Origin of the sequence: Acinetobacter sp. YH12097 (genome assembly GCF_013419225.1) — a bacterium.
Classification (GTDB): domain Bacteria; phylum Pseudomonadota; class Gammaproteobacteria; order Pseudomonadales; family Moraxellaceae; genus Acinetobacter; species Acinetobacter amyesii.
In genome coordinates this window covers 80,663-94,865 of the sequence record NZ_VPAN01000003.1, presented here as the reverse complement: position 1 = coordinate 94,865, position 14,203 = coordinate 80,663, and the positions used below count along the sequence as shown (strand labels likewise).

The following is a 14,203-nucleotide window of genomic DNA, read 5'->3' as shown; positions in this document are numbered from 1 at the left end:
CTTATATCCTGTTTAATCGACTGGCACGCTGACGTCGAGCTTCTTCTTCATCAATCATACGCACCTGTTGTACTACAAACTCAATGTGTCCACAGACTGCTTTACGTGCAGCTTCAGGATCACGACGTTCAATTGCATTCATGACTTGAAAGTGCTGATCATGCAATTGATCAAATCGGTGTGCTTCGCTATAAACTTTTCGACGACCTAAAACGACATTAAATTGCAACAGATCAAATAGACCACGCATCATCTGAATCAACACTAAATTATGTGATGCTTCAGCAATTGCTAAATGAAATTTGGCATCTGCACGCGCTGCTTCATCGTTATTGCCTAAAGCCTGAAAATGGTTAATCTGATCATAATAATGTCGGATATGTGCCAAGTCCTCTGCTGTAGCACGTTGTGCCGCATACCATGCGGTACCACCTTCCAAAATAATGCGCGCCTCTTGCACATCAAAACGGTAGGCAGGGTCTTCACTAATCAAACTGCTGATGGGCTGCACAATTTGATAACTCGACCAAGTCGCTGGTAATTGCTTTAAAAAAGTCCCTGCACCGACTTTACTGACCAACACGCCCATGCTGGTCAATTGAGAAATCGCTTCGCGTAAAGAGGTGCGTGAGACGCCAAGTTGTTCACACAGTTTCCGTTCTGCAGGCAGACGATCTCCAACTTGCATATTGCTTTCTTCAATCAATACACGAAGACTTTGAACAGTTTTATCAGAGACTTTCATCTGCTTTCCTTAACGTTGTTACACAATGCGTGTTATGGAATCATCCAAGGGAACACATAAGCTTGTAGGGTGATTAAAATCCCCATCATGATTGTGAACGTTATACTGTGTTTTACGGTAAAACGGAATAAATCCGACTCTTTACCCACTAAGCCAACTGCCGCACATGCAATTGCAATTGACTGCGGAGAAATCATTTTTCCAGTCACACCGCCACTGGTATTAGCAGCAACGAGTAATACTTCTGGCACACCAATTTGCTGTGCAGTAGTTGCCTGTAATGCAGCAAATAGCGCATTGGCTGACGTATCTGAACCCGTGAGGAATACACCAAGCCATCCTAAAAATGGCGAGAAGAAGGTAAAGGCTTGACCTGTATGTGCAAGGGCCAAAGCCAAGGTCGAAGACATACCTGAATAGTTGGCGATAAAAGCAAAAGACAACACCATCCCAATCGAATAAATTGGAATTTTTAATTCATTAATGGTTTCACCAAAGGTCACAATCGCGTCTTTCGGCTTCATTTTTAAGAAAATAATGGTAATGATCGCAGCGATGACAATTGCCGTACCTGTTGCCGAAAACCAGTCAAATTTATAGATGGCATCGTAGTCTTTCATTTCAGGAACGACTGGCGGCATCTTTTGAACCAATTGGTGTAAGAATGGCACTTTGATCGAAATAACCAAATCATGTAAGGCACCGTCTTTAGTAAATAAATCCTTAAACGGTTTAATACTCCAGATCGTAACCATCACCGTTAAGATCGCAAATGGCGACCATGCTTTTGCAATTTGACCCAAGCTATATTTTTGCTGTTTTTGTGCAGCAACATCTTCACTCATCGTCGCATCTTGATCTGCAAAGCGGAAAATATGTTTAGGCTGCCAATATTTAAATAAAATCGTTAATGACACTAAAGACGCAATCGCCGCAGTAATATCGGGTAATTCAGGACCGACAAAGTTCGACGTTAGGTACTGTGCAATCGCAAAGCTACTCGCGCCAACCACAACTGCAGGCCAAGTTTCCTTCACACCGCGCCAACCATCCATAATCGCCATAATCCAAAACAGTACAATCGGTACCATAAATGGCAACTGTCGACCAACCATCTGACTGATTTCCATCGTATCAACACCAGACACTTGCCCAGCAACGATAATTGGAATACCCATCGCACCAAAAGCCACTGGCGCTGTATTGACGATCAGACAAAGACCTGCCGCATATAAGGGTTTAAAGCCTAAACCTACCAATAGTGCTGCAGTAATCGCCACAGGGGCACCAAAGCCCGCCGCACCTTCGAGGAAAGTACCGAAAGCAAAGCCGACTAACAGCATCTGTAAACGTTGATCTTCAGTAATGGAAAGAATCGAAGAACGGATGATGTCAAACTGCCCTGTTTTGACTGAAATTTTATACAGGAACACCGCACCAATAATGATCCATGCAATCGGCCATAAACCGTAGAAGAAACCATAAACCATCGAAGCCAATGCCATAAGCGCAGGCATGTCATAGGCAAATAAAGACACCAACAGTGCCAGTACAACGGTGATCGTACCTGCCACACTGCCTTTTAAACGAAATACAGCAAGCGCCAAGAAAAAAAAGATAATCGGAATGAGCGCAATTAAACTTGATATCCATATATTCCCCATTGGGTCATATATTTGCTGCCATTGAAGCATTGTCATCTCCTTGAAATGCTTACTAAGATTTAATTATTGAGCAATATCAGCATGTGGTCTTTTTATCATTGGTATGACCAATATAAATATTAAACACATAAAAACTTATGATATTGCTAAAATACTCCGCAATTTTTAATTATTTCAACTCAATCATTCAAGCTTTTCCTATTTTTGGTATGACCAATATATAATGCAAAAACATTATTTTTCCGTTTGAAAACTTCCACATCAACTTTTAAATATCTGTTTTGTAGTTATTATTTATGAATAAACTTTATAAAATATACTTTAGTCGAATAACCTAGCTTTGTATGACCTCAGTCTCATTTCAATGAAAAGCATAAAAACCAAATTAACCCAATAATGGTATGACCATTAATTTAAATCAAATAGATTTCTTTATATTTACATCCTATTCCATTCAGAAAACGCATTTTCCGCCCGCAAAAACTGGATGAAGTATTCACCAATAGATTTCAACGATCATTTTTTTCCACCTCATCGCTTGTATCTCATGATTTTTTAGAAAAACCCCGCAGAAAAGTGCTACAATCATGCACATATATGTATTCTTTCAGGCCACCCATTCTCGGTGCCTATATTTATATCGTTAGGATTAACAATGACTGATAATGCAACTATCTTGCAGAATGTCCCAGTTGGCAAAAAAGTTGGTATTGCCTTCTCTGGTGGTCTAGATACTTCAGCTGCGCTTTTGTGGATGAAACAAAAAGGTGCAGAACCTTATGCTTACACAGCAAACTTAGGTCAACCTGATGAAGACGACTACGATGCGATTCCAAAAAAAGCGGAAGCGTATGGCGCAGTTAAAGCTCGCTTAGTTGATTGTCGTTTACAACTTGCATTAGAAGGTATTGCGGCTATTCAATGTGGTGCTTTCCACATTTCAACTGGTGGTATGCCTTACTTCAACACGACTCCTCTTGGTCGTGCAGTTACAGGTACGATGCTTGTAACCGCAATGAAAGAAGATGATGTAAACATCTGGGGTGACGGTTCGACTTATAAAGGTAACGACATTGAACGTTTCTACCGTTATGGTCTATTGACTAACCCAGCACTTAAAATTTACAAACCGTGGTTAGACCAAACCTTTATTGACGAATTAGGTGGCCGTGCAGAAATGTCACAGTTCCTGATCGACAATGGTTTTGACTACAAAATGTCAAAAGAGAAAGCGTACTCAACTGACTCAAACATGTTAGGTGCGACTCACGAAGCAAAAGATCTTGAATACCTTAATGCGGGTATCAAAATCGTAGACCCAATCATGGGCGTTGCGTTCTGGAAAGATGACGTAGAAGTAAAAGCTGAAGAAGTTTCTGTAACTTTCGAAGAAGGCTTCCCTGTTGCATTAAATGGCAAACGCATCGAAAACCCTGTTGAGTTCATTCTTGAAGCTAACCGTATCGGTGGTCGTCATGGTCTAGGTATGTCTGACCAAATCGAAAACCGTATCATTGAAGCAAAATCTCGTGGTATCTACGAAGCTCCAGGTATGGCACTTCTTCATATTGCTTATGAACGTTTAGTGACTGGTATTCATAACGAAGACACCATCGAACAATACCGTATTAACGGTCTGCGTTTAGGTCGTCTTCTTTACCAAGGTCGTTGGTTCGATTCTCAATCATTAATGCTTCGTGAAACTGCGCAGCGTTGGGTTGCTAAAGCAATCACTGGTACTGTGACTTTAGAACTTCGTCGTGGTAATGACTACACTATTCTAAACACTGAATCTCCTAACCTCACTTATGAAGCTGAGCGTTTAACTATGGAGAAAGGTGACTCTATGTTTAGTCCTGCTGACCGTATCGGTCAATTGACTATGCGTAACCTAGATATCACAGATACTCGCGCTAAATTAGGTATCTACACAAACTCTGGCTTACTTGCAGTAGGTACAGGTTCTGCAGTGCCTCAATTAAAAGACAAAAACAAATAAGATTTGTTGAGTCATAAAAAACCGCGCATTTTGCGCGGTTTTTTATTGCCGATTTCAGAGAAGTTCTCAATTTTATTAAACATTAAGCCACATGTGCTGAACGAATCGACTGATAGTAAATTTGATTCCGGCCTAATTGTTTCGCACGATACAACGCCTGATCGGCAATATTTAACAGTTCATCCTTCGTCATATTTTCAGCACGATATACCGTAATACCCAAACTAATAGTGACGTGATTTGAAACCTGTGATTTGGCATGTGGAATTTCTAAACGATCGATTGCTTTATAAATATTTGACGCTACCGCATAAGCACCATGCGCATCGGTTTCAGGCAATAAAACCACAAATTCTTCACCACCATATCGCGCTACAAAATCCATATGTCGAATGGCATTTTTAATGGTTTTGGCAATGGTTGAAATTACATCATCGCCTTTTTGATGACCGTAGAAATCGTTATAGTTTTTAAAATGATCAACATCGATAAATAGCACAGCAAGCGAGGTGTTATTACGTCGAGATTGCTCATAAAAGGTATCAAGCATTTCATCAAAAGTACGTCGGTTTGAAATCTTGGTTAATTCATCGTGCTGACTTAAATGTAAAAGCTCTGTGGTATGAATACGATGGATTTTTTCACTAATATCCGCGCGCAGCATATTCAAAAATATCATCCGTTCACGCGCACAGAGCATCTTACTGATTGCAAAACCCAATACACAGCTTCCAATCAGTACACGCCCCAACACCATCACATCAAATTTCACTTCTAATGAAAAAAGCATCAACATGGTGACCACAGCAGCCAACAAGCCAGACATCAACATTTGGACTGGTTTAACCCCCGTCAAAATATAGCTCAAGATGTAAATCATACAAAGGATCATCATGGCCTGATGTTTAAGTGCTTCGGTATACACGGTCATGGTGAGCCAAGACATTGAAATAACAGCCCAAAACACTACAAACATACTGGCATGTGAAAAATAAGGCTTCAGACGGTCGTAACGAGCAAAGGCATATAAAGTCAGAAGACACAGCGCACCATTGAGCTGTCCAAGCAAACAATGAATAAAATCATGCACAAAATACTGTTGATCAATAATCCAGTAATCTCCGGGAATGATCAGCATGGTGAGCACAAAGTAGATCAACACCCCCATCCAGAAAAAATGACGTATGTTGGTTTGCGCACGATCGAGGTTTAAAGTCCAAAATTGGGTTTCCAGTTTTTTAGGAAACATTTCCCCTACACGACGAGTTTGCCGTGTAATCAGTTCCTCTATTTTTTCTTTATCGTATTGCAACTTTGCAAGGTTATACTTGTATTCCATTTCCAAGCATTTATCTAATTCTTTTAGTCATTTAAAAATACCACAGTTTTATTCTTTATTTATATCTGTTCAGTCATTTGTACAGAAATCTCGTTACCATTTTCACATTATTTGCATTATCATTTGTTTTATTTCCAAGCTTGGAATCGCTGTGAACACGATTACTCTTCTTCAGCCAGATGATTGGCATGCACATTTACGTGACGGTCTAGCCCTAAAGCGTACAGTTCCTGATTTAGCACAACAATTCTCTCGCGCGATTTGTATGCCAAACACCGTACCACCGGTAAAAACCGTTGAAGAAGCAAATGCATACCGTGAACGTATCATGGCACATGTTCCTGAAGGCGTTCACTTTGACCCGCGCATGGTGCTCTATTTCACAGACAACACACCTGCAAGTGAAGTTAAAAAAATTAAAGAATCTGAGCATGTTAATGCCATTAAGCTCTATCCAGCAGGTGCAACCACGAACTCGGACAGTGGTGTCAGTGACATTAGTAAAGTATATGGTGTGATTGAGCAACTCGAAGAACACCAAGTGCCATTACTCTTACATGGTGAAGTGACGCATAACCATGTCGATATTTTTGACCGTGAAAAACGTTTCCTTGATGAAGTACTTTCTCCACTGTTAAAACAGTTCCCTAAATTAAAATTGGTGCTAGAACACATCACCACAAGTGAAGCTGCGCATTTTGTATTAGAACAAGACCGTAATGTCGCTGCGACAATCACACCGCAACATTTATTGTTTAACCGTAATGATATGTTGGTGGGTGGTATTAAACCGCATTTCTATTGCCTACCGATATTAAAACGTCAAACCCATCAGCAAACTTTGCTCGAAGTCGCGACCAGTGCGAACCCTAAATTTTTCTTAGGTACAGACAGTGCGCCGCACTCAAAAAATGCTAAAGAAAATGCATGTGGCTGTGCAGGATGTTATAGTGCACCAACAGCAATTGAGCTATACGCTCAAGCATTTGATCAAGTCGGTAAAATCGACCGTTTAGAAGGTTTTGCAAGCCACTTTGGTGCAGACTTCTACGGACTCCCTCGAAATACCAATACCATTACCTTGGTAAAAGAAGATCAAATGATCCCTGAAAGTTTAGACTATTTGGATGGCGAAAAAATTATTCCGTTGTATGCGGGTAAGACCATCCAATGGAGAAAAGTGTGACAGATGAAACTCGACCAGTCATTGGTCAACGTTTCCGTGGATTCCTACCTGTTGTTGTCGATGTCGAAACAGCAGGTTTTAATTCACAGACCGATGCCTTACTGGAAATTGCAGCTATTCCTATTGTGTATGATGCAGAAGGTAATTTTGTACCGGGTGAAGCCCACCATGCACATATCAATCCGTTTGAAGGTGCCAACCTTGACCGTCGCTCACTGGATTTTATTGGTGTAGATCCATTTAATCCGATGCGTATGGCCATGGCTGAAGATGAGAAATCAGCATTAAAACGTATTTTTAAGTCAGTGAATGAAGTACGTCGTCAACAAAACTGCACTCATGCTGTTTTAGTTGGTCACAATGCCCATTTTGATTTAGGGTTTGTACAGGCAGCTATTGCACGTACAGGAACAAAAAATCAAAATCCTTTCCATAGTTTTTCCGTATTCGATACAGTGACTTTGAGCGCTGTAATGTTTGGACAAACTGTGCTGGCAAAATCATGTATTCAAGCTGGTATTGAGTTTGATGGTAAAGAAGCACACTCTGCACTTTACGATACTCAGAAGACCGCAGAACTGTTCTGTTATATTTTGAACAAACTCGGCCCTCACCTACTTGACACTATGATGGCGGATCAATAAGATACCGCCATCTTCTAAACGTCCCTATCGTCTAGAGGCCTAGGACATCGCCCTTTCACGGCGGTAACCGGGGTTCGAATCCCCGTAGGGACGCCAATTATTATTCAGACTTTCTCCAAGCTGATTATTCAAGTCTATTGAATACACATCACCATCTCTTCTGATTATTCAAAATTTTCATTGAATTCGCTGTGTATTAAAAAAACACCTATTGCAAATAATTCTCATTTCTATTGATTATTTTTGTAAAGTTAATGATAATCGCTATCGTTTTTATCTGCATAATTGTTGACAGCCATGCGCTTTGCCTATTCTCCCCTCAATCTCGCAATTTTGACTGCTTTAGCATCTCAAGCTTATGCCAATGAAATTGATACAACTCAATTTATTCAAAGCAATAATCTCAAAATGTCGCCGATTGAAGTTGAAGTCAAAGCCAAGCCAGAAGTAGGTAAAACCATCTACACCAAAGAAGATTTAGAAAAAACGCCGAATAGTTCGAAAAATATCACAGACTTTTTAAAAGTTAATCCAAATGTGCAGTTTAGCCGTGAACAACGTTCTGCAGATTCACAGGCTGAGCTACGACCATCCGAGATATCTATTAATGGCGCGCAAACTTACCGAAATAAATTTGTAATTAACGGCGTCAATACCACCAATAACCTTGACCCTCTGGCAAGCGGCAACTCCTATTCAGGCAAGCTTGATGGTGGCTCACAAGGGATGGCCCTAAATACCGATTTAATTTGTAAATTAGAATTGATCGATAGTAATGTTTCTGCAGCATACGGCGAATTTACAGGTGGTGTAGTTAATGCTGAAACTTGTACCCCAAATACTGAAATTGGCAAAATCCACGGCTCCGTTACTTACGACTACACGGAAAGTGATTGGTCACGTTATCATTTTACCGATGAAGAAGAAGCTGCAGAGTTTGAAGATCCAACATCATCAAATAATAAAGAATATAAAAAACACGGCTTAAGCCTGAATCTATACAGCAAACTCTCTGAACAATGGGGCATCAATAGTTATGCCTCTAAACGTGAATCCATCGTTCCAGTAATGAGTGGTTTAGAAGATCGCAGTAAAGTCAAAAGCGAGCGTAATAATATTAACTTAGGGACTACCCTTTTTTACACACCTTCGGACACAACCAAAGCGAAGTTTGGCTTTGATTTAGGGGATTTGGACAGTCTAAATTTCGTTGATAAGCGAATAAATTCAAAAAGTATTAGCAATACAGAAACGTTGACATTTTTTGGTGAATTAGAAAGTAAACTCAATAATTCAACATTAAAACAAAATATTAGCTATCAAACGCTAAGCCAAGCACGTGAAAATGATTCAACTACCGGCATTCTTTGGAAGCAAACACCAACTAAAAACTGGAGTTCCAATCCTGGTGAAGGTGCCACAAGTAGTGATATTGAATTACACCAAGATACATTTTCGTATAGTCTAAAAAATGCGTTGATACCATTCAGATTGGCAACAGCATGCAACAATTAAGCTTTGGTATGGGCTATGACTATTCTAAAGTTGCATGGGAACGGCCTAACGATGCCTATATGTATAATCAGCCTAAGACTTTTACATCTAGTTCAGGCATTAGCTGTACGGCAGGTGATATTCTTTGTGATGAAGCAACGGATGAAAATAACTATCAAGGCCAATATCAAACAAATGGCAAGTATTATCAAAAAGGTAAAGTTAATATTGACCAACAACGTGTGCATACCTTCATTGAAAACACATCGACTTGGGATAATTTTTCAGCGCGTTTAGGTTTACGTGCAGATTATGATAGCTTATCGAAAAATTTAAATATTGCACCTCGTACTGCCTTTAACTATAAACCGCTAAAAAATGATCTTCTGTCCTTCACTACGGGATGGAATCGATATTATGCAAACTATACCTTAGCCACTGAACTGCAAGATCAACTTGCATTTTTGGAATACAATTTAAAACGCACAAAAAATCAAACTGAAGATTATTGGACTCAAACTGGGTTATCAGATTTAATATTAGCTAATTCCAATGTTCAACGTGCCAATTTAAAGACCCCTTATGCTGACGAAATTGTGTTTGCCATTAATAGCCAAGTTAAAAACTGGAACCTTGGTCTGAAATGGGTGAATCGTGATAGCAAAGATGAAATCACAAAAAATCGTTTTATTGATCCAACCACCAGCAACACCATCGATCATTTTGAATATAGTAATAGTGGTAAAGCAAAAGCTGACATTTACACACTCACACTCAGAAATATACTGCCAGTCGTATATAAAAACTCTCTGCACGGGTTTAACTTTGGCTTTGATTACACTGAATCAGAAAAAAATTATTTAGACTATTCTGAGTCATATAACGTTAACAGTAATACGACTGCTGAAGATCGCGATATTATCTTTAACGGCAGCCTCATCCAATTTAATGAACGTCCTGTTGAAAATTTCAATCAGCCTTGGACTGCTCGTTTTGGTTGGGACATTGAGTTTTCAAATTTACCATTAAAGATTAATAACTTTTTAAGCTACAACTCTGAATATAAAGATACGTATAAACTAAAAAACAAAGTTGAGCATGATGGTGTCCTGTTGGAAGCCTATGCTACAGATACGATTAGACCTCGATTTAGTTGGGATATGCGTACCACTTATGATTTCAATTTCGCTAAAGACCTCAAAGCAATATTCGGTTTAACCATTAACAATATTACCAATCGACATAATATCTATACCACCCCAGGTATTAGTGAGTCGACCAACAGACTTAGATCTGAAATTGGGCGACAGTTCATTGCTGATGTCACATTTAAATTTTAAACTTTCCCCTATCAAGAGCGCCTCAAAACGCTCTTGATTCATTTTTAAATAGACGAAAAAATGAAAAAAATAATCTTAATCTTTGGCCTGTGCCTAGTATGTCTCGGTATCTTCATCTACATTTTTAGACCAGAAGCCAGCCTACCGATAAATCCTTCAAATACTGTTGAGCACGATGCCAATCATACAAATCAAACAGCATTGAATGATGACCAAGAATCTTCTATTCCCGAAACCAACGATCATGACACTCAAATACAAGCGAAAAAACCAAAAAAATTGAGCGAAGAAGCAATACAGTATTACCGAACAGCAAGCAAATACGGTTGGGAGTCAATCGTTCGTGATTTTGAAAAAGGAACCATCCTAAAAAGCAAAATGCCTAAAAGGGAAAAAGAAAAACTTTGCGAAATTGCACTGAGTCATAGCACTGCCGATCAAACCAAACGCTTATTTAAAGCAAATTGCAAACCACTCAATGGCCGTTCATCCTCTATGATTATTAATTGCGCATTAACCAATGCAGAAGGCAAAATAGATCAAAACGAAATCATTGAAAAATTAAAACTCTACAAGTCGGAAAATGTTTTACAAACACACGTTACGTATAAATTTGGCCCGTATGAAGAAAAAAGCTCTTTGCAATCTAAAACAATTGGTTGGGGGCTTGAAGACGTTTCTGATTATTTGCTGAGTATTGGTGTCGATTACACGGGCGTGGATGGTAATTTAATTTTAGACAATATCAAAGGCCGTAACCCTTCTGTGAGTTTGGTTCAAAAACTACTGAATGCAGGAATCGAGCCCAATAGTAACGTTTATAAACAAATGGAACAGAATGACTTTTCAACCAAATATCCTGACGTTTACAATTTATTAAAAGCACACAAACCATGAAAAACATCGTTATTACCAGCTGCCTGCTAATGAGTATGCATTGCTTTGCAAATGCTCCATTACCACAAAATCTCTCTACCAATGCACCATCAGTGAAAAACATTCAAGACTTTAAAAAGATCAAAGGGATGACAAATGATACGTCTCGTTATTATAAATTTATAAACATATATGGTTGGTCAGCCATAGTGCAGGAATTTGAAAATAAAAATATTCAAAGCAGTAAAATGAAAAATAAAGAAGTTAAAAAAATGTGTGACACAGCGCATCTTATACTTCCACTTCAAGATATCAAGCGACTGATTGCTGCTAATTGCAAACCCAGCTCAAACGATGTGACTTTTAATACCATCAATAGGACTTTAAAAAATGGCGATGGTTCTATTAATGAACAAGAAATTATTGCCAAGTTAGAATTTTATAATGCATTAGGATTATTAAAAACACATCAAACATACGGCCGTGGCTATCGTGCAGAAACATATAATTTACTCTACAAAGCTGCCGGTTTTGGTTTGCCTGATGTTTTTGATTATCTCCTGAATATCGGACTCACAGTAAAATATACCGATGGTAACTTACTAAATACACATTTTGATGGTCGCTCCCCTCAACTCGCTTTAACCCAAAAAATTTTAAAACTGGGTGTCGAGCCAAATGCTTCAACCATCACAATCATGCAACAACGGAACTTTAAACAACACTACCCCGACATTTACCAAATCATACTGTCCAATCTAGAACAGAAAAACCACAAACTTTAATTAATTACAGCCTGACTGGTTTTGTTTATACTTCAGCTTGATCTATTTTGATGTAAGAATACCCTATGTTTAAAAAGTTGCTCTTGGTTTTAGCCATCTTATTTCCATCTGCACTCTATCTGTATATTGTGAGCCGCGATGACAACAAAGCCCCTGTAGCTGAACAAACTCAAGTACCTGCAACTTCTGAAGCTGAGTATCAAACTCCTGACCATTAATCCAATGGTCAGTGCTAAAGATTTAAATTTTAGATCAGTATTATCACATTATAAGAAAAATTCGATTTATCAATCATTTCACTGCATTCAATCATAAAATATACCTTTCGTTCAATTTTCATTTCACTATGCAATCTCCCTCTGAACCTTCGCAACACTCGTCTGCTGAAGGTAAAAGTCCATCGCTTAAACGTGCGATGACGACTCGACACCTTGTGATGCTCTCACTTGGTGGTGCAATTGGTACTGGTTTGTTTATGGGTTCAGGTGAAGTTATTTCACAAGCTGGGCCTTTAGGCGCTGTTCTTGCCTATATTATTGGCGGTTTGATTGCCTACATGGTCATGCTCTGTTTGGGTGAACTTGCCGTACATTTACCTGTTTCTGGGTCTTTTGGTGCTTTTGCGACAAATTATATTGGCCCTGGTACCGGTTATATGGTGTCTTGGATGTACTGGTTGGGCTGGTCTGCCACCTTAGGTACAGAATTTACTGCGGCGGCTATTTTGATGCAGGAATGGTTTCCACAAACCTCTATTTGGTTATGGACACTGATCTTTGCTGCTGGTGTACTGATTTCTAATCTAAGTTCTACACGCGCATTCGCAGAGTCAGAATTTTGGTTATCAATGGTGAAAGTTGCAACAGTGTTGATTTTCATCATCCTTGGTTTTGCCTGCATCTTTGGTTTCGTGCCTTTCCAAGGCTATGAATCAGCTCCAATGTTCCACAATTTGACTGAACATGGTTGGCTGCCAAATGGTTTGTTCCCACTGTTTGCCACGCTATTGATCGTGAACTTTGCCTTTAATGGTACAGAAATGATTGGTATCGCTGCAGGTGAAACTGAAAACCCTGAAAAGAATGTGCCTAAAGCCATTCATGCTGCGGTATGGCGCTTAATCATTTTCTTTGTCGGCACTATTATCGTCATCAGTTCACTGTTGACCTATACCGATGCAGGTTTAAATGTTGGTGGACATGGCGGCTTAAGTAGTAGCCCATTCGTTTCCGTATTTAACCTGATGGGCATTCCCTATGCAGAAGACTTAATTCGTTTCGTCATTATTACAGCTTTACTGTCTACAGCTAACTCTGGTTTATATGCTGCATCGCGTATGATGTGGGCACTGTCTGCACAAAAACAATTACCACGTGCTTTCGGCAAATTAAGCAAAACAGGTGTGCCTTATATTGCTGTATTGGTCACTATGATCGGTGGTTTACCAGGTCTATTGTCAGAACAATTTGGCGCAGATGTGATCTTCAAAAACTTGATGGGGGTTGCCGCTTTCACTATGGTGATCGTGTGGATGAGTATTTGTTGGAGTCAATTTAACTTCCGTCGCCAATGGCTGAAACAAGGTCATAGCGTGTCAGAACTTAAATTCCGTACACCATGGTTCCCACTGGTTCCAATCCTTGGCTTTGTCTGCTGTACCGCAACAGGTTTAAGTATGGCTGCAGATCCTGAAATGCTTTCAGGCTTTATTGGATGCTTGATCTTTATGGCGGCATGTTATGCAGGTTATTATTGGTTATATCATAATCAAGATTAAGCTGATTTAATGATTAATCTTTAAAGCGAATCCAAAGCCATTGGGTTCGCTTTTTTATTTTCAAAGCCTTTCTTTTCTATAATTTATTAATCGTTGATTTATATGTTTAAATAACAGACAAATGAGCTGAGATTTAAATTTTTTCTTTGACTCACATCATGTTTATTCATACTATGACAGCACCTTAAAACGTCCCTATCGTCTAGAGGCCTAGGACATCGCCCTTTCACGGCGGTAACCGGGGTTCGAATCCCCGTAGGGACGCCAATTCTTCTGTCAGTTCTGACAAACTTAAAGTTTATTTATCTATAATTTATATTAATTGATTGCATCATCATTGCATTCTTCTCTACA

At 39.3% G+C, this 14,203-nt stretch carries 12 protein-coding genes and 2 tRNA genes; 11 read left to right on the top strand and 3 right to left on the bottom strand.

The features are described 5' to 3' along the window. Position 1: 1 nt before the first annotated feature. Both lldR and lldP read right to left on the bottom strand, forming a co-directional pair. A complete protein-coding gene (lldR, locus tag FTU37_RS02950) occupies positions 2 to 745 on the bottom strand; it encodes a transcriptional regulator LldR (protein ID WP_180123769.1) in 744 nt (247 codons plus the stop codon). A gap of 32 nt (positions 746 to 777) precedes the next feature. Continuing rightward, positions 778 to 2,445: an L-lactate permease gene (gene lldP / locus FTU37_RS02945; protein WP_180004194.1), complete on the bottom strand. Its 1,668-nt coding sequence runs from the start codon at positions 2,443 to 2,445 to the stop codon at positions 778 to 780. 619 nt (positions 2,446 to 3,064) lie between these two features. On the opposite strand from lldP, the gene argG reads away from it, so the two are divergent. Then, positions 3,065 to 4,408, top strand: a complete 1,344-nt coding sequence (gene argG, locus FTU37_RS02940; protein ID WP_078192912.1) for an argininosuccinate synthase — start codon at positions 3,065 to 3,067, stop codon at positions 4,406 to 4,408. 82 nt (positions 4,409 to 4,490) lie between these two features. On the opposite strand, the gene FTU37_RS02935 is transcribed toward argG, so the two are convergent. Next, positions 4,491 to 5,747, bottom strand: coding sequence for a diguanylate cyclase (locus tag FTU37_RS02935; protein WP_180026809.1), 1,257 nt, complete (start codon positions 5,745 to 5,747; stop codon positions 4,491 to 4,493). A 151-nt stretch (positions 5,748 to 5,898) separates the two neighbouring features. On the opposite strand from FTU37_RS02935, the gene pyrC reads away from it, so the two are divergent. The 10 genes from pyrC to FTU37_RS02885 all read left to right on the top strand — a co-directional run bounded on the left by pyrC (position 5,899) and on the right by FTU37_RS02885 (position 14,116). Continuing rightward, complete coding sequence (gene pyrC, locus FTU37_RS02930; RefSeq protein WP_180026810.1) at positions 5,899 to 6,933, top strand: dihydroorotase; 1,035 nt, start codon at positions 5,899 to 5,901, stop codon at positions 6,931 to 6,933. Continuing rightward, positions 6,918 to 7,577, top strand: a complete 660-nt coding sequence (rnt, locus tag FTU37_RS02925; RefSeq protein WP_078192915.1) for a ribonuclease T — start codon at positions 6,918 to 6,920, stop codon at positions 7,575 to 7,577. Before pyrC ends, rnt begins: the two co-directional genes overlap by 16 nt. Positions 7,578 to 7,597: 20 nt before the next feature. Next, a tRNA-Glu gene (locus tag FTU37_RS02920) sits at positions 7,598 to 7,673 on the top strand. A 201-nt stretch (positions 7,674 to 7,874) separates the two neighbouring features. Beyond that, positions 7,875 to 9,092: a Plug domain-containing protein gene (locus tag FTU37_RS02915; RefSeq protein WP_180026811.1), complete on the top strand. Its 1,218-nt coding sequence runs from the start codon at positions 7,875 to 7,877 to the stop codon at positions 9,090 to 9,092. After that, positions 9,080 to 10,411, top strand: a complete 1,332-nt coding sequence (locus FTU37_RS02910) for a hypothetical protein (RefSeq protein ID WP_180026812.1) — start codon at positions 9,080 to 9,082, stop codon at positions 10,409 to 10,411. The genes FTU37_RS02915 and FTU37_RS02910 overlap by 13 nt, the downstream gene beginning before the upstream one ends. 60 nt (positions 10,412 to 10,471) lie before the next feature. Further along, the gene (locus tag FTU37_RS02905) at positions 10,472 to 11,308 is read left to right on the top strand and encodes a hypothetical protein (RefSeq protein WP_180026813.1); all 837 of its coding nucleotides are present in this window, start codon (positions 10,472 to 10,474) and stop codon (positions 11,306 to 11,308) included. Further along, positions 11,305 to 12,072 (top strand): hypothetical protein, encoded by a 768-nt coding sequence (locus FTU37_RS02900; protein ID WP_180026814.1) that lies wholly within the window; start codon positions 11,305 to 11,307, stop codon positions 12,070 to 12,072. The genes FTU37_RS02905 and FTU37_RS02900 overlap by 4 nt, the downstream gene beginning before the upstream one ends. A 65-nt stretch (positions 12,073 to 12,137) precedes the next feature. After that, positions 12,138 to 12,290: a hypothetical protein gene (locus FTU37_RS02895; protein WP_168379378.1), complete on the top strand. Its 153-nt coding sequence runs from the start codon at positions 12,138 to 12,140 to the stop codon at positions 12,288 to 12,290. 128 nt (positions 12,291 to 12,418) lie between these two features. Then, a complete protein-coding gene (locus tag FTU37_RS02890) occupies positions 12,419 to 13,849 on the top strand; it encodes an amino acid permease (RefSeq protein WP_180026815.1) in 1,431 nt (476 codons plus the stop codon). A gap of 191 nt (positions 13,850 to 14,040) precedes the next feature. Continuing rightward, positions 14,041 to 14,116 (top strand) — tRNA-Glu (locus FTU37_RS02885). Positions 14,117 to 14,203: the final 87 nt, after the last annotated feature.